Source organism: Aeromonas sp. R2-2 (assembly GCF_040908355.1).
GTDB lineage: Bacteria > Pseudomonadota > Gammaproteobacteria > Enterobacterales > Aeromonadaceae > Aeromonas > Aeromonas veronii.
Map to the genome: position 1 here is coordinate 110,015 of NZ_JBFODQ010000052.1, position 24,188 is coordinate 134,202.

At 60.0% G+C, this 24,188-nt stretch carries 20 protein-coding genes and 1 tRNA gene; 8 read left to right on the forward strand and 13 right to left on the reverse strand.

Annotated elements, in window-relative coordinates:
• Window positions 1-296: 296 nt before the first annotated feature.
• The 10 genes from glgC to hinT form a co-directional block, all read right to left on the reverse strand.
• Entirely contained in the window at window positions 297-1,598 is a 1,302-nt protein-coding gene (gene glgC, locus AB5Z09_RS09685) for a glucose-1-phosphate adenylyltransferase (protein ID WP_368195160.1), read from the reverse strand.
• A gap of 288 nt (window positions 1,599-1,886) precedes the next feature.
• Window positions 1,887-2,804, reverse strand: coding sequence for a protein translocase subunit SecF (gene secF / locus AB5Z09_RS09690; protein WP_368195162.1), 918 nt, complete (start codon window positions 2,802-2,804; stop codon window positions 1,887-1,889).
• 151 nt (window positions 2,805-2,955) lie between these two features.
• On the reverse strand, window positions 2,956-4,758 hold the full coding sequence (secD, locus tag AB5Z09_RS09695) for a protein translocase subunit SecD (RefSeq protein ID WP_368195165.1): 1,803 nt from the start codon (window positions 4,756-4,758) through the stop codon (window positions 2,956-2,958).
• A 158-nt stretch (window positions 4,759-4,916) separates the two neighbouring features.
• Window positions 4,917-5,351 (reverse strand): hypothetical protein, encoded by a 435-nt coding sequence (locus tag AB5Z09_RS09700; protein WP_216961935.1) that lies wholly within the window; start codon window positions 5,349-5,351, stop codon window positions 4,917-4,919.
• A gap of 95 nt (window positions 5,352-5,446) precedes the next feature.
• Window positions 5,447-6,304 carry a DUF6279 family lipoprotein gene (locus tag AB5Z09_RS09705; RefSeq protein ID WP_160881458.1) on the reverse strand — a complete coding sequence of 286 codons (858 nt, stop codon included), beginning with the start codon at window positions 6,302-6,304 and terminating at the stop codon, window positions 5,447-5,449.
• A gap of 3 nt (window positions 6,305-6,307) precedes the next feature.
• The gene (locus tag AB5Z09_RS09710) at window positions 6,308-7,153 is read right to left on the reverse strand and encodes a phosphotransferase (RefSeq protein WP_368195168.1); all 846 of its coding nucleotides are present in this window, start codon (window positions 7,151-7,153) and stop codon (window positions 6,308-6,310) included.
• Window positions 7,143-7,739 (reverse strand): penicillin-binding protein activator LpoB, encoded by a 597-nt coding sequence (lpoB, locus tag AB5Z09_RS09715; protein WP_005302153.1) that lies wholly within the window; start codon window positions 7,737-7,739, stop codon window positions 7,143-7,145. The genes AB5Z09_RS09710 and lpoB overlap by 11 nt, the downstream gene beginning before the upstream one ends.
• The gene (locus AB5Z09_RS09720; protein WP_005334038.1) at window positions 7,739-8,137 is read right to left on the reverse strand and encodes a YcfL family protein; all 399 of its coding nucleotides are present in this window, start codon (window positions 8,135-8,137) and stop codon (window positions 7,739-7,741) included. The genes lpoB and AB5Z09_RS09720 overlap by 1 nt, the downstream gene beginning before the upstream one ends.
• Before the next feature lie 83 nt (window positions 8,138-8,220).
• The gene (locus AB5Z09_RS09725; protein WP_368195169.1) at window positions 8,221-9,657 is read right to left on the reverse strand and encodes a COG3014 family protein; all 1,437 of its coding nucleotides are present in this window, start codon (window positions 9,655-9,657) and stop codon (window positions 8,221-8,223) included.
• Window positions 9,657-10,007: a purine nucleoside phosphoramidase gene (gene hinT, locus AB5Z09_RS09730; protein ID WP_021231009.1), complete on the reverse strand. Its 351-nt coding sequence runs from the start codon at window positions 10,005-10,007 to the stop codon at window positions 9,657-9,659. Before hinT ends, AB5Z09_RS09725 begins: the two co-directional genes overlap by 1 nt.
• 252 nt (window positions 10,008-10,259) lie before the next feature.
• On the opposite strand from hinT, the gene AB5Z09_RS09735 reads away from it, so the two are divergent.
• Window positions 10,260-12,272 (forward strand): methyl-accepting chemotaxis protein, encoded by a 2,013-nt coding sequence (locus tag AB5Z09_RS09735; RefSeq protein ID WP_199427210.1) that lies wholly within the window; start codon window positions 10,260-10,262, stop codon window positions 12,270-12,272.
• A 71-nt stretch (window positions 12,273-12,343) separates the two neighbouring features.
• Here the strand turns inward: AB5Z09_RS09735 and AB5Z09_RS09740 are convergent, their stop codons facing one another.
• On the reverse strand, window positions 12,344-13,219 hold the full coding sequence (locus AB5Z09_RS09740) for a 6-carboxytetrahydropterin synthase (RefSeq protein WP_043819396.1): 876 nt from the start codon (window positions 13,217-13,219) through the stop codon (window positions 12,344-12,346).
• A gap of 80 nt (window positions 13,220-13,299) precedes the next feature.
• Between AB5Z09_RS09740 and AB5Z09_RS09745 the strand changes: the two genes are divergently transcribed.
• The 5 genes from AB5Z09_RS09745 (at window position 13,300) to AB5Z09_RS09765 (ending at window position 18,668) form a co-directional block, all read left to right on the forward strand.
• Window positions 13,300-14,643: a dihydroorotase gene (locus AB5Z09_RS09745; protein ID WP_139432173.1), complete on the forward strand. Its 1,344-nt coding sequence runs from the start codon at window positions 13,300-13,302 to the stop codon at window positions 14,641-14,643.
• Between the two features lie 112 nt (window positions 14,644-14,755).
• Window positions 14,756-14,832, forward strand: a tRNA-Pro gene (locus AB5Z09_RS09750).
• A 216-nt stretch (window positions 14,833-15,048) separates the two neighbouring features.
• Complete coding sequence (locus AB5Z09_RS09755; protein ID WP_041235087.1) at window positions 15,049-15,480, forward strand: hypothetical protein; 432 nt, start codon at window positions 15,049-15,051, stop codon at window positions 15,478-15,480.
• Between the two features lie 204 nt (window positions 15,481-15,684).
• On the forward strand, window positions 15,685-16,944 hold the full coding sequence (locus AB5Z09_RS09760) for a dicarboxylate/amino acid:cation symporter (RefSeq protein WP_368195171.1): 1,260 nt from the start codon (window positions 15,685-15,687) through the stop codon (window positions 16,942-16,944).
• A gap of 104 nt (window positions 16,945-17,048) precedes the next feature.
• Window positions 17,049-18,668 carry a methyl-accepting chemotaxis protein gene (locus AB5Z09_RS09765; protein WP_040067157.1) on the forward strand — a complete coding sequence of 540 codons (1,620 nt, stop codon included), beginning with the start codon at window positions 17,049-17,051 and terminating at the stop codon, window positions 18,666-18,668.
• A gap of 63 nt (window positions 18,669-18,731) precedes the next feature.
• Here AB5Z09_RS09765 and AB5Z09_RS09770 read toward each other — a convergent pair whose 3' ends face one another.
• Window positions 18,732-19,334: a DUF924 family protein gene (locus tag AB5Z09_RS09770; protein ID WP_151287221.1), complete on the reverse strand. Its 603-nt coding sequence runs from the start codon at window positions 19,332-19,334 to the stop codon at window positions 18,732-18,734.
• A 252-nt stretch (window positions 19,335-19,586) separates the two neighbouring features.
• Here AB5Z09_RS09770 and AB5Z09_RS09775 point away from each other — a divergent pair, with 252 nt between their 5' ends.
• Window positions 19,587-20,507, forward strand: coding sequence for a DUF808 domain-containing protein (locus AB5Z09_RS09775; protein ID WP_368195173.1), 921 nt, complete (start codon window positions 19,587-19,589; stop codon window positions 20,505-20,507).
• Window positions 20,508-20,630: 123 nt separating this feature from the next.
• Window positions 20,631-22,427 (forward strand): M3 family oligoendopeptidase, encoded by a 1,797-nt coding sequence (locus tag AB5Z09_RS09780; RefSeq protein ID WP_368195174.1) that lies wholly within the window; start codon window positions 20,631-20,633, stop codon window positions 22,425-22,427.
• A 63-nt stretch (window positions 22,428-22,490) separates the two neighbouring features.
• Here AB5Z09_RS09780 and AB5Z09_RS09785 read toward each other — a convergent pair whose 3' ends face one another.
• Window positions 22,491-23,897 carry a nucleobase:cation symporter-2 family protein gene (locus AB5Z09_RS09785; protein ID WP_019445490.1) on the reverse strand — a complete coding sequence of 469 codons (1,407 nt, stop codon included), beginning with the start codon at window positions 23,895-23,897 and terminating at the stop codon, window positions 22,491-22,493.
• Window positions 23,898-24,188: the final 291 nt, after the last annotated feature.

Genomic DNA, 24,188 nt, shown 5'->3' on the forward strand with positions numbered 1-24,188 from the left:
AAGTGAAACTAGTGGGTTTACCGCTAAAAAGTCAGATAAAGGAGCTGCTATATAGCGCGAACAGGAATAATACAGAGGGTTTTTCGGAGGGTTAATGGCTTTTGTGTAATTTAAAGTTTACGACTTGAGGGCGTAAGGCTTCGTTGCCCAGCTGTTTAACCACAGTAAATGGTATCTCTGGGAGACTGCAACGCGATGGCAATGATGGTGTGAGGTGGCTATCTGGTCAGCCATAGAAAGAGGGAGCCATCATGGCTCCCTTTGCGGTAGGAAGGGGGATCCCGTCTGGTTGCGGGTCAGCGCTTCTGTTTTCCCTGCAGCTCTTTGTTCAGGCGAGTGAGCATCCCCTGGGTGACCAGCACTATGCCCTGCTCGGAGCGGTGGAAGCGACGTGCATCTTCATCGGCGTTTTCACCGATCACCGTGCCTTCCGGCAGTTTGCACCCCTTGTCGATCACCACCCGGCGCAGTCGGCAACCGGCACCAATCTCCACACCCGGGAAGATAACGGCCTGATCCAGAGTGCAGAAGGAGTCGACCCGCACATTGGTAAAGAGCACCGAACTCAGGATGAAAGAGCCACTGACGATGGTCCCCCCGGCAAACATGGAGTTGATGGTCATGCCGTGCTGACCGTTTCGGTCCTGCACGAACTTGGCGGGAGGAGTCATGTTCTGACTGGTCCAGATGGGCCAGTCCTGATCGTAGATATCGAGCTCCGGCGTGACGGAAGCGAGATCCATATTGGCCTCCCAGAAGGAGTCCACGGTGCCCACATCGCGCCAGTAGGGGCGGCGATCCGGACAGCAGCCGACACAGGACATGCCAAACGGGTGAGCGAATGCGGTGCCCTCTTTCACCACGCGGGGGATCACGTCCATGCCGAAATCGTGATGGGACTGCTCGTTGGCAATGTCCTCTTCCAGCAGCTGATAGAGATACTCCGCATCGAAGATATAGACGCCCATTGAGGCCAGCGCGGTGTCGGCCTTGCCCGGCATGGCGGGCGGGTTGGCAGGCTTTTCGACGAAGGCATTGATCTTGCGATCATCATCCACCGCCATTACCCCGAAGGAGCTTGCTTCACTGCGTGGCACCTCGATGCAGGCAACGGTCACTTTGGCGCCCATATTGACGTGGTCGAGCAGCATGGCGGCGTAATCCATCTTGTAGATGTGATCGCCTGCCAGCACCACCACATATTTGGGGGCGTGATCGCGGATGATATCCAGATTCTGGTAGACCGCATCGGCGGTACCCCGATACCAGTTCACCTCATCCACCCGCTGCTGGGCAGGGAGCAGATCGATAAACTCGTTCATCTGGTAGCGCAGGAAAGACCAGCCCGATTGGAGATGGCGCAACAGGCTGTGGGATTTGTACTGGGTCACGACACCGACCCGACGGATGCCGGAGTTGATGCAGTTGGAGAGCACGAAATCGATGATGCGGAATTTGCCGCCGAAATGAACGGCAGGTTTTGCACGGTTGTCGGTTAACTGTTTGAGGCGACTACCCCGCCCTCCTGCGAGTACCAAAGCCATGGTCTCGTTCAGCAACTGTCTGGATTTTGCTGTATTGGCAGGTTGTAACAACATCTCATATCCCTTTGTAGATAAATCACTACAATGTTGCCTCCTTTGAGCCCTAAAGAAAGTGCTTTCAGTCACATTTTATGGTTTCTGACGTAATAAAATGACCTTTTTGTTATTAAAAATGACGGGTTGATCCGTCATTGCTTTCAATATGGTCAGTTGTCAATTGAAGCGAGCCGAGTACCAAAAGGGGCGGCGAGAGACCGAGAGGAGGGATGAAAAAGCCCCTGCCAATGGTTGGCAGGGGCCCGGTTTGTTGAGACCCGGTGAGCCGGGTCTGATTAACAAGGTTCAGGCTGCGTTGGCCAGTGGCTCCTCGTTCTTCTTCTGGTAGGCCTGCGGGGTGAGCCCAAGCAGCTCCTGCACGGTCGAGGCGACGGTAATGGAGGAGACGGTGCCCACCAGGATCCCGGCAAACAGGGTGAAGGAGAAGCCGTAGAGGGCGTCACCGCCAAACAGCAACAGAGCGCCCACGGTAAACAGGGTGGTGCCCGAGGTGATCATGGTGCGACTGAAGGTCGCCTTGATGGCCACATCGGAGCATTCGTGGATGCCCATCTGGGTACGCGAGCTCAGCAGATCCCGCAACCTGTCCGAGATGACGATGCTGTCGTTGAGGGAGTAGCCGATCACCGCCATCAAACCGGCGATGATGTTCAGATCGAATTCGATCTGAAAGAGTGACAGCAGCCCCAGCGCCACGATGGCATCATGGACCACCGAGAGCAGGATGCCGATGGCCTGACGCCACTCGAAGCGAAACGCCAGATAGGCTGACATCGCCAGCGAAGCGACCAGCACCGCCAGCATACCCTGCTGGAACAGTTCGGCACCCACCTGAGGGCCGACGATGGTGGTGCGCAGCAACTCGACCGGCATCCCCAGCTGTTGGGTCAGCATGGTGGCGAGATCTGCCGCAGGCCAGGGCAGTTCGTGGGGGGGCAGCTTGATCAGCCACTCGCCGGGAATACCGGCCGAGCTCAGCTCAACGGCTCCCGCCAGCGGGGAGACCAGCATGGCATTGAGCTCATGGGCTTCTTTCAGGGTCTGGATATGAAACTCCAGCAGGATCCCGCCGGTAAAATCGAGCCCCAGTGTCAGGCCGTTCACCAGCAAGATGGCGACGCTGGCCACGGTCAGCAGGATGGAAGCCCACAGGCCAATATAACGCCAACGGGTCAGCCCCATGGCAACGATCATTTTCAACATAATTCTCTCCTTGGCCAGCCAGCATCTGGCTGTTGGCCCATCACGACGTGCCGTGACACGCCGGGAAAATAGTGTTCTGCTTTGGCCGCTCCGGCCATATCCATGGCCGATGGCGCAGCCAAAGCCGCTCATCAGAGGGACTGCTATCCCGTTACACCTTCAGCGTGCGCTCGCTGCTGCGTCCCCAGAGGGGGTTGATGATGGCGCGCGTCCCCCAGATCCCGGTGATCATGCTGGAGAGCAGACCCAGGATGAGGGTGATGGAGAAGCCCTGCAGCGGACCGGAGCCGATGGAGTAGAGCACTACAGCGCAGATGAGCGTAGTGATGTTGGCATCGAAAATGGTGTGGAAGGCGGAGCGATAGCCAAAGTCGATGGCGTTGGCCAGTGAGCCCCCTTCTCGCAGCCGGTCCCTGATCCGCTCGAAGATCAGCACATGGGTATCCACCGCCATGCCCACCGTCAGCACCAGACCGGCGATCCCCGGCAGGGTCAGCACGGCGCCCGGCAGCACTGCCAGCATGCCGACCTGCATCAACAGGTTGGCGACCAGCGCCGTGATGGCAACCCAGCCGAATTTGCGGTACCAAGCCATCATGAACAGCATCATGCCCGCCATGCCGAAGGCCAGTGCGGTGAAGCCCGCCTCAATATTCTGCATCCCCAGCGTCGGGCCAATACTGCGTTCTTCCAGGATCTTGAGCGGGGCGGTGAGGGCGCCGGCACGCAGCAGCATGGCCAGCTCTTGCGCTTCCGGCAGACTGCCAATGCCGGTGATGCGGAACTGGTTGCCAAGGGCGGTCTGGATGGTGGCGACGTTGATCACCTCGCTCTGGGCGCGCAGTTTGCCCTGAGCGTTGGTCTTGTACTCGGTGAAGACGGTCGCCATCGGCTTGCCCACATGCTGGCGGCTGAACTGGTTCATCTTGCTGCCACCCAGGGTGTCGAGCACGATATTAACCTGGGGCTGGCCCATCTCGCCCATGTTGGCGCGGGCATCGACGATGTGCTCGCCGGTCAGTACCGGCTTGCGTGCCATGCCGACGGCCTGACCGTTGCGATCGGCGATATAGAAGTGGCTGTCGGCTTTGGCCTCGTAGAAGGCCAGCGAGGCGGTGGCCCCGATCACCTCTTTCGCCTGCTTGGGGTTGTGCACCCCGGGCAGTTCGATACGGATGCCATCCTGCCCCTGACGCACCACTGAGGCCTCGACGATGCCGAGTTCGTTGATCCGTTTTTTCAGGATCGACAGGTTCTGGGTCACGGCGTTGTTGACCAGCAGGGTACGCTCCGCCTCGCTCAGCACCAGTTTCAGGTCATTGCCGGAGCGGGTCAGCTTCCACTGATCCTGACGGGTACCGGCACTCTCCTTGATGATGGCGAGCCAGCTCTCCTGTTCGGCGACCTCCGGCAGGGTGACGGCTACGGCGCCCTGTGCGCTGCGCGTGACGCTGGCGCCGCGCAGATTGGCTTCACGGAAGCGGGTGCGCAGGGTATCCACCAGATTCTTGGTCTGATTGTCGATGACAAAGTCCACGTCCACCCCGATCAGCAGCTGGGAGCCGCCACGCAGATCGAGTCCCAGCTTGATGGGGTCGGCGCCGAGTCGGGTGATCCAGGCCGGCGCGTTGGAGTGAAACTCCAGGGTGAGAGCGGCACTGTCGACCCCTTGCTGCTCCAGCAACTGCTTGGCGCGCTGCTGTTCGCCCTGGCTGGCAAAGACCAGCTCGACCCGCTCAGGTTGCTCAAGGACCTTGAGCGGGGTCAGGTGTTTGTCGCTCAGCAACATCTGCTGCTGAGCGGTCAGGCGCTGCTGTCCGTGCAGGCCGAGGGAGGGCTGCTCACCAAAAAAGGTGGGCAGGGAGTAAAAGGTAAAGGTCAACAGCATCAACAGCAGCAGTGCGTACTGCCACTTGCTCATGCGGTTGAGAACGGTGCGATTGCTCTTTCTCATGGCAAACAAGCCTCTGTCAGGAGAATGGTGCCCGGGCCGATAGCAACAAGGCTCGGCAAGGCGCAAAAAATGGGATGCATCAGATGCGGATCAGGCAGTTGCCGGATCCGTCAGGAAGAGGAGATGAGCAAACAGTGGATGTGCCAGCCCCTCCGGGGTCAGGCGCTCAGATAGCTCTGGGTGAAGCGGTATTGCAGATGTTGGCGCTGTAGATGGCGCCGGTGGATCGCGCCAAAGCGATCGCGAAAACTCTGTTTGTGATAGAGCTCGGGGGTCAGCATCAGCCAGCCGAGCAGCAACAGCAGGATGGCCTGGGCCGACCAGCTCTGGATCAGCTCGTAGACCACACTCTTGGGCTGGTTGTCACTGCGCAGGGATTGTTCGAGACGCAGCAGGTGATTCTGATGGCTGCCGACAAACTTGATGATGCCATCATCGCTGTCGCTAAGCTGATTGAACACCTGAGTCTGCTGCTGTTCACTCTGGGGCGATGCGGGTAGCAGCGGGCCTTCCATTCGGGCGATGGAACAAAGCAGGGTGAGGGCGATAACCAGAGTTACCAGCACCAGTTTTACTTTGTCGATAAGGCGCAAAAGTTAATTCCCGATAAATAGAGAGGGCAAACTACCACATGCGCCCGGTTTGAACAAGGTTGCCCCGGGCGCATGGCACCATTCGGTGCTGGCTGTCAGCTGCCGCTCATCTGCTTGAAGTCGCGGGCATAACCCTTGAGCAGGGAGTAGAGATGGGCCCGCTGGGAGATATCCAGCGACTGGCTCATGGCGCTCAGCCAGTTGACGGTACGCTGGCGCGACTGTTCGGTATAGCCGGTAAAGCGGCCATCCATCAGCCCATCCCCCTCGGCCAGCAGGTCAGTCAGCTCGCGGGTAAAGTCGGGACTCTGGCGCTGCTTCATCAGCCTGTCCAGCTCCTGGGTCCAGGACTCCTGAAACTCGAGCCAGGGGGGCATCAGCTCGTATTGCCATTCGGCCCACTGGGCCACCAGTGGTGCCTGTGCCGGTTTCACCTCGCCAATCCAGAACTCGAGCCGCTTGTTCATCTTGTCGCGAAACTCTGCCAGCATCTGCTCTTTGGGCTCAGTGGCAAAGTCCTTTTGCCGCTCCTGTTGCCGCTTGACCCGATCGGTCATAAAGCGGGCCACCTGCTCATCGGTCAGGGTGCGCGCCAGCCTGACCGCGCGGGGGATAGTATTTTCCAGCGTGCGGGTCAGGCTCTGCTGCACCGCATCTAGGTTGGTCGAGATCTGCTCCGGCGTCATGGGGCTGGCCACCGCCTTGGCCAGCACATCGAGATCCTTGGCGTAGCGCGGCAGCTCGTGCTGGCGATGCCAGGCCATCAGCCCCTTCACTTCGCGGCTGAGCAGATCCTTCTGCGAATAGGAGAGGGCAAAGTAGTCATCCAGCTGCCAGATGATGGCGGTATCGAGCCAGTAGTAGATCACCCGGGTGGAGCAGCCGGTCAGCAGCAGGCCGATCAGCAGCAGACCCCAGGTTTTCGGCTTGTGCCAGCGCACCTTGTTTATCATCTGTTACTCCAGTCGTTGCCGGTTGATGGCGATCAGGGTGTCATAGTCGAGTGAGGGCTGTTGCTCTGCCATCAGCAGGGCCCAGAGCAGGCCGATATAGTCGACCCAGGGTAAAAATGCCTCGCTCTGAAAATCAGGCCACTGGTGGCGCGGCAGGGCCTGCAGATAGTGCGCTTCCAGCGCGTCGCGCCGCTCGGCGGGCCACTCATGGGTGCGCTGGATGCTGGCGAGCTCAAAGCCGGGGTGACCTGCCGCGCCATACTCCCAGTCGATGACCCAGGGTTTGCTTCCCAACAAGTTAGCCGGATTGAGATCATGGTGGCAAGGGCGCCAGCAATCATTTGGCTCACTGCTGGCGAGCAAGCCCCGCTCCAGGGCGGGCAGCCAAGAGGGAATGCGGGCCAGTCGGGCGCGATAGCCCGCCGCGTGGGCTCGCACCGCCATCACCACCGCAGGTAGCGGCAGGCGATGGAGCTTGCGCAGCACCTCAGCCAGCAGACGGGGCTGATCGGCTTCCGGTGGCGCCGCGTGTACCCAGTTTGGCTTATCGCACCATTCGAGCAGCATCAGACCGCTGGCGGGATCGCCATAGTGGCAAGACAGTGCCAACCCTTCGGCCATCGCCCCCTGATAAAGCTGCCACTCGGTGGGACGGTCGATGCCAAGGCGCACCGGGTCGGAGTGGCCCTGACGCAAAAAGTAACTGCGCCCCGAGGGGAGGCGCAGTCGATAGTTGCAGTTGGTCAGGCCTAACCCGAGTGGTTCCAGCTGCCCCTCCCGCCAGGGGGCGGGCAGGCTGGCCAGTAGCGGATCACAGTTGCCTGTCTGCGGGAGCCTGTTACCAGCCAAAGGTGGATTTCTTCGCCTGTTTGCGGATCTCTTTCTGATCGGCCCACAGCAGTTCGCCGTTTTGCAGATCCATCAGGTTCATGGTCATCTGGTAGTAGACATCCTTCACCTTGCCATTGTCTTTGACGATGCTGGCGAGGTTGCCATAGACCATGTAGCGGGCACCGGTCTGCTTGCCCAGACGCACCATGGAGGCAGGATCCACCATGCCGCTGCTCTGCTGGTATTCGAGCTGCTGCTTGACGGCGGCCACCTTGCTCATGTCGACGAAGCGGAACTTGCCGGCCCGCAGCAACTTGGTGCGGATGGTATCGGTGATGGCTTCGGTATCGATGTGCTCGGAGGTCTTGTTGCGGATGGAGTCCATAAACATCACCGGACGACCGCCTGCGGTGATCTCGCTGGTGGCAGGGGAGGCGAGCATGGAGTCCGCCATCTTGTCGGCGATGGCCTGCAGGTCGCTTGAGCCGTAATCGACGGTGACCGTTTCAGTTTCAGTGGGATCGCCATAGCTGACGGTGGTGCTGGAGCAGCCGCCCAAGAGCAAAGCGCCGGTCAGGATCAGCAGGGCATGATTCATTTTCATCAGTAGGATTCCTCAATCACTTCGCGTACGTAAATCCGGTAACCCTGCGCCGCCGGGCTGGGCGCCAGGGCCGAGAGGGTGCGGGTCTGATAGCCATGCAGCTTGATGGGGGTCCAGCCGCGGCCATCGCTGGCGACCTCCTGACCGGCCTCATCATACCAATAGAAGATATATTGCAGCTTGTTATCGCCGCGCTGGGTGCTGGCGGCAGCCACATTGACCTGCAGCAGGCCATTTTGCTGGCGGCGGCTCAGCTCGGTCAGGGTGACGTTGACGTTTTGATGCTGCTCCAACGTGGGAGCACCGCCCGCCGGGCCATAGAGCGCGACGCCGGAGGTGTTGGTGGCGCAGCCGGTCAGCAGCAGCGCGAGCCCGAGGGCCAACCCGTATGCTTTCATCTTGCTCTCCTTAATCGGGGTGAGTGGGGCCGCGTGTGTGCCTGCCCGGTTAATTGTCTTGCTCATCTCTCTTCGCCGTCTGCTCAGAGCGGCATCACCCGGGTGGTCAGACCGGCGCCTAGGCGCTGTACCCAGACCAGGGTGGTGCGTCCCTTGTGGATGGTGAGCGGCAATTGCCGCTGCGCTGCCCCTGCGCCCAAGGTGAGATTGATGTCACCTGCCGGCACCATCCCCTGCCAGCTCGATGCCTGAGCTGGCAGCGTCAGCCAGCTGCGGGTATCGGCCCGCTCGGAGAGGGTGTTGAAGATCCCCACCAGAATATTGCCCACATCGCCCCCCTCTTTGGCGGCGGTGCGGCGCATCTGCTCCTTGGCCACCAGTCGCAGCGCCTGGCGGGTCAGCATGCCGGGCAGCCGCTCCTGCAGATCTTTGGCGGCCAGCGCTTCCAGCCGCACCAGCTCGCTGGTCTGTTCGACCCGCTTGCCGATCTCTACCGTCAGCGGGCCGGTGTCGCTGGCCCGATTATCGTAATAGGGGATGGCGACGGTAAAGGTGCGAAAATTGCCGCGGGAGGTGGAGATGGGGAGCGGCAGAAAGAGTTCGCGCCGCGCCGGGATCAAGCCATCTTCAAACAGCACCACCAGTTGGCCCTGATTTTTAGCTGGTAATGGTGCTTTGCGGCCTATCTTTTTCTCGGTCGCGCGGATCTCGTCCGGCGAGCCGCGCAACCGCGCCAGTCGCAGCAAGGCATCTTGCAGGCTGCGGTTGTCCGGCGCTATCTGGTAGCCGCGCTGATAGTCGACCCAGGCATCGTTGAGATCCCCGGCCGCCTCATAGAGCACGGCGGAAAAATAGAAGGTATAGGCGTTCTGAAAACCGTTTTTGACCTTGCCGATCAACCGATCGAGATCCGGTGCGCCGCGCGACATCAGCTGGCGCATCTCACCTTCAGCCTCGGCCTCTTCGCTCTCATCCTTCGCCTTGTGCACCTCATCGGCTCGCCGTTTAAGCGCCTGCTCCTGCACCTGATTGGCCCGGCGCACCTCTACCAGGGCGCCATCGGCATCACCCCGTTGCAGATAGTTGAGGGCCAGATAGTGATGCAGCATGGTGCGTTCGTAATCGGGAGTACGATAGGCCATCGACTGATCGTTGGTGAGCAGACTGCCCACCTGATCCAGACCGTGGCTCAGCCGGTATTCGGCCTGATTGTCTTCCCACTGAAGGCGGCTGTCGGCGGCGGTGAACGCCTGCTTGCTGCCCGCATCCTGACCGGCGAGCCAGGCAATGCGCCCCTGTTCGAGCCGATCCAGCACAAAGGTGTCATCCCCCAGGGTGGAGTCGCGCACTTCGGGCAGCGCCTCGGCGGCATGGCCCAGCAGCAGCTGGTTGCGCAGGGGCACCATCTGATCGGAGTAGGAGACGAACATATCCTGCCAGCGGGAGGCACAGCCTCCCAGCAACAGCAGGGCGCCGCAGAGCAACAGGGCGCTGCGGCAGGTTGAGGCGTGGCGATTCATTACAGGCTGAGCAGCGGTCCCAGCGGCTGGCCACCGACCAGATGCATGTGGATGTGGTAGACCTCCTGCCCGCCGTGGCGGTTGCAGTTCATGATGAGGCGGTAGCCATCTTCGGCAATGCCCGCCTCGCTTGCCAGCTTGCGGGCCACGGTGAACATCCGGCCAAGGGCCAGTTCATGTTCGGCTTCCACGTCATTGACGGTGGGGATCAGCACATTGGGGATGATCAGAATATGGGTCTTGGCCTTGGGCTGGATATCCCGGAATGCGGTGACCAGATCGTCTTGATAAAGGATGTCGGCGGGGATTTCTTTACGGATTATTTTGCTGAAAATGGTTTCTTGCGCCATGGCTAACTCCCTTATATGAAACAGAAAATTGAACTAGAACCCCAAGCGGCTCCCGAAAGGGGGGCGAGCAGCACGCCAAGTGTGACACAAGCCGACATTTGACACAGCTGATGTCCCATTCCCTTCAGTTATTGTTAAAAATACCGATAGCCAGAGGGACGTCATCTGCAGCGCCTGTTCAGGGTGGTCTGCAGGGTATCAAAAGGACGGGGTACTCAGGCAAGGGACTTTTGCATATACAGCGGGACAATAATGAAACAAACAATGTCGGATCTCTCCATCTTGCAGCGAGTCTACCTTGGCTTCGCGATCCTGGTGGCCGTGATGGTGGCCAGTTCACTGCTCACATTTCGTAGTCAGGAGACTCTGGGGAACGCACTGGAGCAGGTTACCCAGCAGTCTATGCCGCTGGTGATTGCCAGCAGTCAGACCCAGATCACCCTGCTCAGCGCCAACAAGTGGCTGGGGGATGTGCTCACCGAGCAGGACCCCAAACAGCTGCCGGCCGAAGTGGCCGAACTGAAACAGGCCAAGGCTGCGGTGGGCAAGAGCCTCGACGTCTTGCGCCAGCAGGTGGCCCACCACCCCGAACTGCAAGGGGAGATGAGCAGCCTCAGCCAGCAGGTCGACAGCTACCTGCAACTGACCGATACCCTGCCCGGCGAACACGAGGCGCTGCTCACCCGACTGCACAAGGTCAATCTGGCCAAGGGGCAGTTTCAGGTCAGTCTGCCCCAGTTCAAGAAGAGTCTGGGTGACATGATGGTCACCATCGACGACAGCTTTATCAAGATGCTCTCCGAGACCCTGACCACCAAGCTCTCCGCCATCGAACTCTCCACCATGGACGCCCTCAATCAGACTATTCCGGCTCCCATCGAAGGGGCGCTCAAGCGCAACAAGATGCAGATCGAGGGGTTCAACAGCACCATCAAGGATCTGCAGGGGGAGCTCAAGAACTTCGAGAACGACATGGGCCACTATGTTCACGGCTTCGTGCGCGACACCACCGCAAGCGAAGGCGTGCTCTCCCAGTATCTGGCGCTGATGAAGCAGCAGGAACAGATGCGGGAGAAGAGCAAGCAGGCGAGCGCTCTCATCGTCGAGATCCAGAACCGGCTTGAGCGGATCACCGGCCAGAGTCAGCAGCTGATGAGTCATAGCATTCAGCACGCCAAAGCCACACAGAGCCAGAGCACCCTGACCCAGGGAACCAGCATCGTAGTCGCCATCCTGATCGCCATGCTGGTGGCTTATACCCTGGGCAAGGCCATTCGCCGTCCGCTCAGGGAGTTGCTGCGGGTGCTGACCGAAGTGACCCAGGGCGACATGACTCAGCGCATCGGTTTTCAGAGCAAGAACGAATTTGGTCAGCTGGGCAGCCAGATCAACCTGCTGATTGCCCAGATGGGGGAGGTGCTGGCACAGCTTTCACAAGCGTCGGCCCAGCTTAACGATGCTGCCCACGGCAATCGCCATACCACCGAATCAGTGCGGGCGGATCTGGAGAAACAGCGGCAGGAGACCGCCTCGGTCGCCGCTGCCATGACCCAGATGGAGGCCTCGGTGCGGGAAGTGGCACAGGCTGCCAACCAGACCCTGGAGCGGGTGCAGGATGTGGAGAAGGCTTCCGAGATGGGGCGCAGGGTGATGGCCGGCAATATCACCACCACTCATCAACTGGCGGGCAAGCTGCAACAGACCGGTAAGGTGATTGGTGATGTGAGCGCCATGAGCAGCCAGATCGGCAACATCCTCGATGTCATTCGCGGCATCGCCGAGCAGACCAACCTGCTGGCCCTCAACGCCGCCATCGAAGCGGCGCGGGCCGGCGAGCAGGGGCGCGGATTTGCGGTGGTGGCGGATGAGGTACGCAGTCTGGCGGGCCGTACCGCCCAGTCCACCAGCGAGATCCAGACCATGATCGAAAACCTGCAGCAGGGAGTCGCCAAGGCGGTGACCGTGATGCAGGAGTGCTCTCGCGAGATGGACAGCTGCGTGGATCAGAGCTCTCACGCCAACAACGCCATGGAGGAGGTGCAGGGAATTGTGGTGCTGATCAGCGACATGTCGAGTCAGATCGCTTCTGCCGCCGAGCAGCAGCAAGCCACCAGCGCCGATATCGCCACCAACCTCAACCGCATTTCCGATATCTCGGATCTCAACTATCAGGGGATCGAGCGGGTGGCCGAGACCAGCCAGCAGCTGGACTCCCTTGCCGAGCAGCAGGAGAGCCTGGTCAAGCGCTTCCGCCTCAGTGCCTGATGATCGAGAGTTGAAACAACAAGGCCCCGCAGATGCGGGGCCTTCTCTTTATAGCGGCAGTGACAAGGGGATCAGGCGTAGGCAATCGCGCCCTTGCCGACCCCTTCATAGGCGACAATCTTGACGAACTTGTCGCCCACCATCTTCTTCACTTCGCGGGCGATGTAGCAGGCCAGCAGCTCAACCGTGGTGTCAGTGTCGATCATCTCCACCTCGGCGCTGGGAATGGCCAGCTGGAACAGCCCTTGCGGCGCCACATATTTGAAGCCGCAGTGATGCTCGCCAAGCTGGGCATTGGCGCGGGGGCTCAAAGCGAGCTCGGTCAGCGCCACCTTGTCCTCCTCGGTGCCGAGGTAGATATCGCCCCAGCGTTCGGCCCAGTTAAGCTCAAGCTCCTGGTCGCGCTCGCCATCGACGTGGATCTCGATGGGAGAGCGGTGGCCGTGGGCGATGCGCTGGCAGTTGCCATCGTGCTTTTTCAGGCCATGGCTGTAGTGGTAGAAGGCACCGGTGATCGCCTCCTGACGCAGGGTCAGGGAGAGATCCTTGATATTGCCCGGCAGCCGTTTGGCCAGCACCGCCAGCAGGTAGCGGGTCACCGACTCTTTATCAACTTGCGGGGCAGGGATAAAGGCAAAGCCCTGGGATGGGCAGCGCAGATGGATGGAGCGACCCGGGCGCAGCAGATCCACTGTGCTTTCGTCACCATCCAGTGTCTCGACGTGGATCAGCGGGCACTCGGTCGGCACCAGCAGCTTGTGGTCCACCTCTTCATCGATGATCGACTTGATCAGCTTCTTTACCCGGCCAAAGTCCAGCAGCATGCTCATTTCGTTGAGCTCACCGCTCATTTCGATATCTACCAGCCAGCTCTCGCCCACCATGCCGCGGCGTTCGCACAGGTAGCTGGAGTCGATCACGGTCAAATCTCTTACAAATAACTTCATCAGTCAGGCCTTGCTACAGAGAAAGGGCAGTTTTGCGCTATTATGACCCGCGATTATCGGCAAAGGAACTGGAACCCCCCATGAACAAACTGCTTATCAAGAATGCCACCCTGGTCAACGAAGGCCGTATCTATGCCTCCGATGTGTTGATCGAGGGGGAACGGATTGCCCGCATCGCCCCGGATCTCGAGGCGCCCGATGCGCTGGTTATCGATGCCGCAGGTCGCCATCTCATCCCCGGAATGATCGATGATCAGGTCCACTTCCGGGAGCCGGGATTGACCCACAAGGGGACTATCGCCAGCGAATCCCGCGCCGCCGTCGCCGGTGGCACCACCAGTTTCATGGAAATGCCCAACGTCAATCCCCAGACCACCACCCTCGACGCCCTCGAAGCCAAATACCAGATCGCCGCCAACTCCTCCGTCGCCAACTACAGCTTCTATCTCGGTGCCACCAACGACAACCTTGAAGAGATCAAGCGTCTCGACCCCAAGCAGTCCTGCGGGGTCAAGGTGTTTATGGGCTCCTCGACCGGCAACATGCTGGTGGACAATCAGGAGACCCTGGCGGCCATCTTCCGCGAAAGTCCGGTGATGATCGTGACCCACTGCGAAGACACTCCGACCATCGCCAAGGCCGAAGAGGCGGCGCGGGCCAAGTGGGGCGAGAATGTGCCGATGGGCGAGCACGGCCGCATTCGCAGCGACGAAGCGTGCTACAAATCCTCCAGCATGGCGGTGGCGCTGGCGAAAAAATACGGTGCCAAGCTGCACGTGCTGCATCTGACCTCGGCCAAGGAGCTGTCGCTGTTTACCGCCAGCCACGATCTGAGCGAGTTGAAAGACAAGAACATCACCGCTGAGGTGTGCGTTCACCACCTCTTCTTCAATGAAGCCGATTACGAGACCCAGGGCAGCCTGATCAAGTGCAACCCTGCGGTGAAGAGTGCTGCCGACCAGCAGGCGCTGCTGGATGCGGTACGCAACGATGTGCTCGACATCATCGCCACCGACCACGCGCCCCACACCTGGGAAGAGAAGCAGAACAGCTACTTCAAGGCGCCGTCTGGCGTACCGTTGGTGCAGCACTCTTTGCAGGCGCTGCTGGAGCTCTACCACAACGGCGTGTTTACCCTGGAGACTATCGTCAAGAAGACCTCCCACGCGGTGGCCGAGCGCTTCCAGGTGCAGGATCGCGGTTATATCCGCGAGGGCTACTTCGCCGATCTGGTGCTGCTGGATCTGGGCAAGCCCTATGTGGTCAACGATGACAACATCCTCTACCACTGTGGCTGGTCGCCCTTCAACGGCTACCGCTTCCACAGCACGGTGGAGATGACGCTGGTGAACGGCCAGATCGCCTGGCAAAACGGGCAGGTGACTGACCAGATCCTGGGCAAGCGGCTGACCTTTAACCGCTGATTGTTCGTAAAGCAGGCGAACGCACCGTGGCCGAGGAATTGGCGGCGTTTCCCTGTTGACAGGGCTAGGTCATCTCCATAAACTCTGCCCCCGTCAGCCGAGCTGACTCCGTCGGTGTGTAGCGCAGCCAGGTAGCGCATCTGCATGGGGTGTAGAGGGTCGGAGGTTCGAATCCTCTCACACCGACCAAATTCCCCGGTAAAGGCCTTGTCAAACGACAAGGCCTTTTCTTTTGCCTGCGATTTGCCGCACAGGCGCGAAGCCAGTGGTGATGCGTGCCGGTCGCTGCTGGCGTGAGCAGATTGTGCTGCCACCTCGCTTTATGGTGTAGTAACGACTCTGTTGCTCATTTGCCTGGCGAGGCCTCTCGTGTCTGCATCCGTATCTAAACCCTGTTGTCTGCTGATGCTCACCCTGCTGCTGGTGGGCTGCGCCACCCCTTACGAGAGTGAAAAGTCATTCTGGAACGGCCAGACCGGTTTTTCCCAGACCCGGCTTGGCCCGGACAAGTGGCAGCTGGAGTTTGTCGGCAACGATCTGGTGGACAGGGAGACCGCCCGCAAATATGTGCTCAAGCGGGCAGGGGAGCTGGCATTGGCAGAGGGTTACTCCTGGCTCAAGGTCGATGAGCTGACCATTAACCGCGATGCCGTCAGGGTGACCCCATCACGGCCGATCTTTGGCTTTGACGAGGATGAACCGGATCTCTTTATGGCCCAGATGCAGGTGCAGCATACCATCTCGGCGCTGCTCACTTTTCGCCTGTTGCCACGGGCACTCGATGAGCGAACTCTGAATGCGAAATATCTCGCCGAAATCAAAATAAACAGTGATTAATATTGGTGGTTTGCAAGATCCATATCACATACACCTAATGGCAGGATAAAATTCTGGAGAAAGCCTCTAGATTTACCCCCTGCTTTTAGGCATTCTCCCAGCATACCAGCCGCCAGGAATCAACGGCTCGGATCACAAAAACGGACTGTAGTGGCTCCCACGCCACTGTTTACGGCTTGCACCAATCAAAACCGGGACTCCCCCATGAAAATGAATAAACTGACGGTCGTCATCCTCATCTCCATGATGTTTGGCATCCTCACCGGCCAGGGCTATCGGATGTTTGCCGCAGATCAGGCTGCGGATTTCGCCAATAACATCACGATCCTGACCGATATCTTCCTGCGCCTGATCAAGATGATCATCGCTCCCCTGGTCTTCACTACCCTGGTGGTCGGTATCGCCAAGATGGGCGACACCCGCACCGTGGGGCGTATCGGTGCCAAGACCCTCGGCTGGTTCATGCTGGCCTCCCTGATGTCCCTGAGCCTGGGTCTGGTGATGGTGACCCTGATGCAGCCGGGTGTGGGTCTCTCGCTCTCCCTGCCCAATGACACCGCCAGCTCTGGCATTGCTGCCGGTGCCATTACCCTGAAAGATTTTGTGACCCACGCCATCCCCAAAAGCGTGGTCGAGGCGATGGCCACCAACGAGATCCTGCAGATCGTGGTCTTCTCCCTCTTCTTCGGTCTGGCTGCCGCCGCGCTCGGCGATCTGGCCAAGCCGGTAGTGGTGTTGATGGCCAGCGCCGCCGAGATCATGCTGAAAGTGACCGGCTACGTGATGAACTTTGCGCCGTTCGCGGTATTTGGCGCCATCGCCGCCATGGTGGCCAAAGAGGGGCTGGGTATTCTGGTTACCTACGGCAGCTTTATGGCCCAGTTCTATATTGCGCTGGCCTGCCTCTGGCTGCTGCTGATCGCCATGGGCAGCGTCTTCCTGCGTGGTCGCGTCATCAAGCTGCTGGCGATGATCCGCGAACCCATCCTGCTCGCCTTCTCGACCGCCAGCTCCGAAGCCGCCTATCCGAAGACTCTGGATCGTCTGGAGAAGTTCGGTTGTGACAAGCGCATCGCCAGCTTCGTGCTGCCGATGGGTTACTCCTTCAACCTCGATGGCTCCATGATGTACTGCACCTTCGCGGTGATGTTCATCGCCCAGGCGTATGGTATCGAGCTCTCCATGGCCCAGCAGATCACCATGCTGCTGCTGCTGATGGTCACCTCCAAGGGGATGGCCGGGGTACCGCGCGCCTCTCTGGTGGTGATTGCCGCTACCCTGAACCAGTTCCATATTCCGGAAGCGGGCATCTTGCTGCTGCTGGGGATCGACCACTTCCTCGACATGGGCCGTTCAGCCACCAACGTGCTGGGTAACGCCATCGCCGCCAGCGTGGTCGCCAAGACCGAAGACAGTCTGGGTGAAACCGTCGCGCTGGGCGAGAGTGAGCCAGCCAAAGCCTGATCACAAAGCCATGAAAAATAAACAACAACGGCCCGCCAATGCGGGCCGTTATTGTTTATGGCTCGTCTACACTGCTAGATAGTTTCCATCTGGAGTGTACGGTTATGAATATTGCTCGTCGACTGCAACTGATAGCGCTGCTGGTGATGCTGACGCTCATTTTTCTCAGTTGGTTCAGTATCAATCGCCTTGGGGCAGGCAACCGTGATTTGAGCTATGTGACGGACAATACGGTGCCCAGTATTTCGCTGATTAAGGAAGTACAGGCCGATTTCTATGAATTGCACTCGCTGGTGCAAACACATGTGCTCAATACCGACTCAAGCAAGATGCAGCAGATTGAAACGGGTATCACCGAGATACGGGGACAAATCAATTCGCTGCTCGACAAATATAAGGCAGAGATGCTCTCCAATGACGAAGATCGGCGCCTGACCGACGATGATCAGCGCATTGTCGCGCAATATTATCAGGAGATAGACAAGGTTCTGCAGCTCTCTCGCCAAAACAAGAATGATGAAGCCAGAGACATGCTGGCGGGAGAGGCATACGGACTGTTCAAGCAATTTGCCAAGGCCATCGAACTTCACGTCAACTTCAATATGGATTTGGGACTGGCGCTCAAGAAGCAGGGTCAGGAGAACTACGACAACAGCCTGCAAACCCTGTTGTTGATCGCCGGTGGTGCCACCGTGCTGACGATGGGGCTGTTTGTCTGGTTGTTCAATCAGGTGGCCAATCCCCTTCGCACCGCCATGGATACCCTGACCCGGATCCAGCGTGACCTCAACTTTACCCTCAGAGCAGACGTGAAACAGCAGGATGAGATTGGCCTGACCCTCAATGCGGTCAACCGGCTGCTCGATACACTGCAACAGACATTTACCGAATTTTCCGTTGGCAGCTTGCAGATCAAGAGCACCGCCGAATCCCTCTCTCAGGCAGCGCAGCACCTGGCCAGCTCGGCTAATCAGGCCAATGATGCCACCAGTCTGATAGCCGCCGGTGTGGAAGAGATGACGGTCAGCATCACCGATATCTCCCAGCGTACTCAGGAGACGAGCCGTATCACCAACGAGTCGGGGCAACTGGCGACCGAAGGGGGCCGGACCATAGAGCGCACCGTTCATGCTATCAACGAGATCGCCGACTCGATCCGGCAGGCCTCGGCCGAGGTCATTGCGCTGGGTGAGGGCATTTCGCGCATTGGCGGTGTGGTCAACGTGATCCGTGATGTGGCGGGGCAGACCAACTTGCTGGCCTTGAACGCGGCCATTGAAGCGGCGAGGGCCGGAGAGTCCGGCCGTGGCTTTGCGGTGGTGGCGGATGAGGTGCGCAAACTGGCTGAGCGCACAGCCCAATCCACCCAGGAGATCTCCGCCACCGTAGAGGCGATCCAGCAGGAGTCGAACAATACGGTCTCCCGCATGCATCTGGTGGAGGAGAAGGTGAGCCAGGGGGTCACCATGGCGACCGAGAGTGGCGCCATTATTGCCGAAATCCGCAGTGCGTCGCACCGGGTGATGGAGCAGGTGGGCGAGATCACCAATGCCATCCGCGAGCAGAGCTCGGCCGCCGAGTCGATTGCCCATCAGGTGGAGCAGATTGCTCAGGTCGTGCAGCAAACCAGCAGCACAGCAGAGGAGACCTCTGCCGCAGCCGAGGAGCTCAATGTCACCACCGAGAGCATCCACCAGCAGATATCCCGCTATCGCATTCAGTAACGCCGACGGTTGTTATCCATCTGCTATCCCCGCCAGCTGGCGGGGATTTTTTATATGGCTTGCTTAGAAGCCTGAGCCCGGTTGCTGCAAAAATGTCGCCTCTTCCGGTGTGCTGGTGCGACCCAGAATGTCGTTGCGGTGGGGGAAGCGGCCAAAGCGTTCGATGATCACCTGATGACGGCGGGCAAAGTCGGCAAATCCGGCAAAGGTCGCCTGCGCCGGTGTGCCAGCCTGCTCGGCAGCCAGTGCCTCGAACAGCGCCACACTTCTGGCCTGTTGTTCGCGGGATTCGGCATGCTCCAGCGGCAGATAGAAGAAGACCCGCTCCAGTGGCGAGAGGGATTTGTCCGCCCCGATGGATAGCCCTTTCAGGCAGAGATCCCTGGCCAGCGGATCCCGGGCAAAGGCCGCAGGCGTGCCGCGATGGATATTGCGCGGCAGCTGGTCGAGCAGCAGGATCAGCGCCAGCCGACCGCTGGGAGTATCGGCCCAATGGGCGAGGCTGCCCTTGGCTGCGGCCTCTACCAGCTCGCCAAAGCGGCTGGCCAGCAGGGCATCCGTTTCGCTGCTTTTTCCCCACCAGAGCGGGGCTTGCCGTGTGGCCCGGAGAACGTCATCGGCTTCGTCGCCAAACCAGAGAGCGAGCAGAGGTTGCCAGGGTTGCATGGGAACTCCTTGAGGTGATTCAGAGGGAACCAGGAACAAATGGCTCAGGGGTGCTGCCGAAACGGCGGCTTCTCGTTACACTGTGCCATCTTTTGCCCGAAAGACGTAACCCCCTGATGGCGAGCGCCGAATTCTTGGCTCGGCCGATGATGGCCTGCGATCGCCATGAGGTGGTCCTGTTGACCCTGGTGGTTATCGGGACGTAAACCTCTCTCCCGGGGGCTGTTCTCACTGATATAAGGAATCTTTGATATGGCCGGAACCAGTTTGTTGGCCCTGCTCGATGATATCGCCAGCGTGCTTGATGATGTGGCGCTGATGACCAAGGTGGCGGCCAAGAAGACCGCCGGGGTGTTGGGCGACGATCTCGCTCTCAACGCGGAGCAGGTCTCCGGGGTGCGCGCCGAGCGGGAGCTGCCGGTGGTATGGGCGGTGGCCAAGGGATCATTTCGCAACAAGCTGATTCTGGTGCCCGCCGCCATCGCCATCAGTGCGCTGGTGCCCTGGCTTATCACGCCACTCTTGATGCTGGGAGGCGCCTACCTCTGCTTTGAGGGGGCCGAGAAGCTGGCCCACAAGTTCCTGCCTCATGAAGTGAGCGAGGGTGAGGCACACACAGCTCCTATTCCCGATGATCTGGTGGCGTTTGAGCAGCAGAAGGTAAAGGGAGCGATCCGCACCGACTTTATTCTGTCGGCCGAGATCATCGTCATCGCCCTTGGCACGGTACAGGGAGCAAGCCTCACGCTGCAGCTCTCGGTAGTGGCGGGCATCGCCCTGCTGATGACCATCGGGGTCTACGGGTTGGTGGGGCTGATCGTCAAGCTCGATGACATCGGTCTGCATCTGCTGCAAAAGCCCGATGGCAGCGCCCTGCGCCGCGCGGTGGGGCAGGGACTGTTGGTGACGGCGCCCCGTCTGATGCACCTGCTGGCACTGGTCGGTACCATCGCCATGTTCATGGTGGGCGGTGGCATTCTGGTGCATGGCTGGCCTTTTGCCCATCACCTGATTGAAGGTGCAGCCGCTGTTGTCGCCACCCTGCCCACAGTAGGGGCCGTACTGGCGGCGGTGACGCCGACCCTGCTCAACGCCGTGGCCGGTGTGGTGGCGGGTCTGCTGCTGGTTGCCGTGATGACGCTGGTGAGCCGTCTTGCCCCGGCAAAGGGATAAGCGAGCTTGCGGGCCATTTTCTCTTTTTTCCTCTCTTCATTTTTTGGCCAGCGGGACGCTCGGTCTCTGGCTTGCTGCCCGCAGGTCTGCTGCGCCTCCCGATAAAGGCCTTTGCGAGAAGCTATGTATCAACAACAGTGGAATAACGACCATATCTACCCGGGCCTCGACAGCCCAGAGCTGGAAGCGGACATGCGCGCCGCCCGCCACGCGCTGGAAGATCTGGCCAGTTATATGGCAGGTCTGGACGGGGTGCGCGGCGATGACGCAGCGCTGCTGGATTTCTTGCGGGAAGTGCGGCTGCGCGCCCGTGATATTCGCCATATCGGCTGGAACGTCGCCATTCTGGCCGCGTGCCGCGGCAGTCAGGATGCGCGGGATCCGCAGGCCAAACAGCTGGCTTCCCGTGCCCGCGCCCTTAATGCCGATCTGTTCAAGACGCTGGCGCCGGTGGAAGATCTGATGTTGGCGTTGCCGGAAGAGAAATTCGCCGCGCTGATGGCGGATCCCCTGCTCGGTGAGGAGGCGTACCGCCTGCGCCATGAGCGTCGTTTGCAGGATCAGCGCTTGCCGGTGGCGGCGGAGCAGCTGGTGATTGGCCTGGGCACCGATGGTCTGCACGCCTGGGGCAACCTCTACAACGATCTGGTAGGCAAGATCCGGTTAACCATTGATGGCCGCGAGATGGGGCTGGCGGAGGCGAGCAACCTGCTCTCCAGCCCGATACGTGCGCTGCGTTTAGAAGCCTTTGATGCCATCAGCGCCGGTTGGGAAGGGGAGCAGGAGACAGTGGCCGCCATCCTCAATGCCCTTAACGGCTGGCGGCTGGAGCTGGCCCGTCAGCGCGGCAAAACCCGTGTGCTCGATGCGCTGGATCTCTCCTGCCATCAGAGTCATATCGAACGCGCCACCCTTGATGCCCTGATGAGCGAAACCTGGCGAGCCCGTGGATTGGGCCAGCGGGCGCTGGAGCTGATGGCCGAGCGCCTTGGTCTCGACGATCTGGGGCCGGAGGATCTCTTTGCGCCGCCTCCGGCCGTCAGCAGCCGCGAGATCCCGTTCGAGGAGGCGATCGAGTTGATTGCCGATGCCTTTAGCCGTTTCGATCCCGAGATGGGGGCGTTTGCCCGTATGATGGCCGAGAAGGGGTGGATTGATGCGGCGCCCACGCCAAATCGCCGCACCGGTGCCTACTGCACCAAGTTTGCCGAACCGGTCGAGCCGCGGGTCTTCGTTACCTATGCCGGCACTATGGACAATGTCATTACGCTGGCCCATGAGCTGGGTCATGCTTGGCACAACTGGGTGATCCGCGATCTGCCGATGAGTCAGCGCAGCTACCCCATGACGCTGGCGGAGACCGCCTCCATCTTTGCCGAAACCCTGGTGCGAAGCGCCCTGTTCGAGCAGGCGCAAAGCCCGGAAGAGCAGCTGGCCATCGCCTGGGCGGAGGCCGATGGCGCAGCCACCTTCCTGGTCAATATTCCGGCCCGCTTCGATTTCGAGCGGGCGCTGGTGGCCGAGCGGGCGCAGGGTTATGTGCCGGCAGCGCGGCTCAAGGCGCTGACTGACGAGGCGTGGGGACGCTGGTATGAGGGGAGCCTGACCCGCTATCACCCCATGTTCTGGGCGGCCAAGGCGCACTTCTCCATCGCGGGGCTGGGCTTTTACAACTACCCCTATCTGTTCGGTTATCTGTTCAGCCTCGGGGTCTATCAGCAGTTGATGAGCCGCAAGGCGGCGGGGGAAGAGGGTGTCGCTGAGGCGTATCGCGCCTTGTTGCGCGATACCGGCCGGATGAGCGCCGAAGATCTGGTAGCCAAGCATCTGGGGCCGGATATCCGTGAGGCCGCCTTCTGGCAGGGGAGTCTGGCACAAGTAGCGCAGGCGGTAGAGCGCTTCGCGCAGTTGCCTGCCTGATTGGGTCAGTGGTGATATGAACAACAGGCCCCCGGACAGTCTCGCTGTCCGGGGGCCTGTTTGTTATGCCTGCTCTTGCTGCGGTTTGATGGGACCAACGAACAGAGGACGGGTCTGGTGACTCAGATCCGGCTGATAGCCGTTGAAGAAGAGGTTGAGCAGCACCGAACTGATGGTGGCCAGCAGGATACCGCTATGAAAAAGCGGTTGTAGCTGCGCCGGAAGCTGCTGGAAGAAATTCCCGGAGACCGTCGGGATCATGCCAATTCCGAGACTGATGGCGACGATATAGAGGTTGTGGCGGTTGCTGTTGTAATCGGTGCGCGCCAGGATGCGAATACCGGTGGCCAGCACCATACCGAACATCACGATACCGGCGCCCCCCAGTACGAAGGGCGGGATGGAGGCGACCAGCACCGACATCTTGGGGATGAGGCCAAAGGCGAGCAGGATCCCCCCCGACATCACGCAGACCCAGCGACTCGATACCCCGGTCACGCTCACCAGACCGATATTCTGGGAGAAGGAGGTGTGGGGGAAGCTGTTGAATATCCCACCAATAATGGTGCCGATACCATCCACCCGCAGCCCGCGCACGATATCACCGCGCCTGGCCGGATGGCCGACGATGTCGCCAAGGGCCAGAAACATCCCCATGGATTCGATAAAGGTGATCAGCATGATCACCGTCAGAGTGGCGATGGAGATGGGATCGAAGGTAGGCCAGCCGAAGGCGAAGGGCACTATGGGGGCAAACCAGGCTGCCTCGCCGAGGCCATCGAGGCTTACTTCGCCCATGGCGATGGCCACCACGAAACCGAAGATGATCCCGAGCAGCACCGAGATATTGCTGAAAAAGCCCTTGGTGAAGCGGGTCACCAGCAGGATAAAGACGAGCACCAGAAAGCTGGTGCCGATATAGCGCAGGCTGCCATATTCCGGATTGCCCTTCCCCCCTGCCATCCAGTCGATCCCCACCTGCATGATGCTGATCCCGATGGAGGTGATAACCACCCCGGTCACTACGGTGGGGAAGAGCGGCATCAGCCGACCTATCAGCGGCACCAGCAGGGTCGAGATGATACCGGCGGCGATGGTGGCGCCGAAGATGCCTGTCAGCCCCAGATCCGGGTTGGCTCCGATGGCCAGCATGGGCATCACGGCGGCAAAGGTGACCGACATGATGACCGGGAGCCGGATCCCGGCAAAGCGGCCAATCCCGACACATTGCAGCAGGGTGACGATGCCGCAACAGAAGAGGTCCGAACTGATAAGGTAGGAGATTTGATCCTTGGGCAGCCCCAGACTGCCGCCAATCACCAATGGCACCGCCACGGCGCCGGCGTACATCACCAGCACATGTTGCAGGCCTAGGGTAAATAGTTGGCCCATGGGGAGCATGCGCTCCACTTCATCCACCGGGCGCTTGCGCGCACCCGGTCGGGGGGAGGGGGGATTGGTCTCGTTCATGAACAGATCACTCCTTGAAGCCCGCGCAACTGCTACAGGCAAGATAGTGAAAGCCGCAGCTTTCCCGGTCATTGATCTCGTGTATTGACAGAGGTGCCAGATCCCTCGGCAGTAGTGAGAGGGATCCGGTGCAGCACGGGTCAGTGCACAAAACATGCACAACGCCACTCACGAGAGAAAACGTTTGGCGATAACGCCTTGTTTTTGCGGGATGAGTCACATACCGGCCAGATAAGTGTCCGGCTGCTGGCAGGGGAAGGAGGTGAGGGCATCTCAGATTGGTAAGGGGTT

Bases quoted from the DNA above. Each gene is read 5' to 3' on its own strand.
- glgC (WP_368195160.1), bottom strand. From the start codon at position 1,598: ATGTTGTTACAACCTGCCAATACAGCAAAATCCAGACAGTTGCTGAAC.
- secF (WP_368195162.1), bottom strand. From the start codon at position 2,804: ATGTTGAAAATGATCGTTGCCATGGGGCTGACCCGTTGGCGTTATATT.
- secD (WP_368195165.1), bottom strand. From the start codon at position 4,758: ATGAGAAAGAGCAATCGCACCGTTCTCAACCGCATGAGCAAGTGGCAG.
- AB5Z09_RS09705 (WP_160881458.1), bottom strand. From the start codon at position 6,304: ATGATAAACAAGGTGCGCTGGCACAAGCCGAAAACCTGGGGTCTGCTG.
- lpoB (WP_005302153.1), bottom strand. From the start codon at position 7,739: ATGAAAATGAATCATGCCCTGCTGATCCTGACCGGCGCTTTGCTCTTG.
- AB5Z09_RS09720 (WP_005334038.1), bottom strand. From the start codon at position 8,137: ATGAAAGCATACGGGTTGGCCCTCGGGCTCGCGCTGCTGCTGACCGGC.
- AB5Z09_RS09725 (WP_368195169.1), bottom strand. From the start codon at position 9,657: ATGAATCGCCACGCCTCAACCTGCCGCAGCGCCCTGTTGCTCTGCGGC.
- hinT (WP_021231009.1), bottom strand. From the start codon at position 10,007: ATGGCGCAAGAAACCATTTTCAGCAAAATAATCCGTAAAGAAATCCCC.
- AB5Z09_RS09735 (WP_199427210.1), top strand. From the start codon at position 10,260: ATGAAACAAACAATGTCGGATCTCTCCATCTTGCAGCGAGTCTACCTT.
- AB5Z09_RS09740 (WP_043819396.1), bottom strand. From the start codon at position 13,219: ATGAAGTTATTTGTAAGAGATTTGACCGTGATCGACTCCAGCTACCTG.
- AB5Z09_RS09745 (WP_139432173.1), top strand. From the start codon at position 13,300: ATGAACAAACTGCTTATCAAGAATGCCACCCTGGTCAACGAAGGCCGT.
- AB5Z09_RS09755 (WP_041235087.1), top strand. From the start codon at position 15,049: ATGCTCACCCTGCTGCTGGTGGGCTGCGCCACCCCTTACGAGAGTGAA.
- AB5Z09_RS09760 (WP_368195171.1), top strand. From the start codon at position 15,685: ATGAAAATGAATAAACTGACGGTCGTCATCCTCATCTCCATGATGTTT.
- AB5Z09_RS09765 (WP_040067157.1), top strand. From the start codon at position 17,049: ATGAATATTGCTCGTCGACTGCAACTGATAGCGCTGCTGGTGATGCTG.
- AB5Z09_RS09770 (WP_151287221.1), bottom strand. From the start codon at position 19,334: ATGCAACCCTGGCAACCTCTGCTCGCTCTCTGGTTTGGCGACGAAGCC.
- AB5Z09_RS09775 (WP_368195173.1), top strand. From the start codon at position 19,587: ATGGCCGGAACCAGTTTGTTGGCCCTGCTCGATGATATCGCCAGCGTG.
- AB5Z09_RS09780 (WP_368195174.1), top strand. From the start codon at position 20,631: ATGTATCAACAACAGTGGAATAACGACCATATCTACCCGGGCCTCGAC.
- AB5Z09_RS09785 (WP_019445490.1), bottom strand. From the start codon at position 23,897: ATGAACGAGACCAATCCCCCCTCCCCCCGACCGGGTGCGCGCAAGCGC.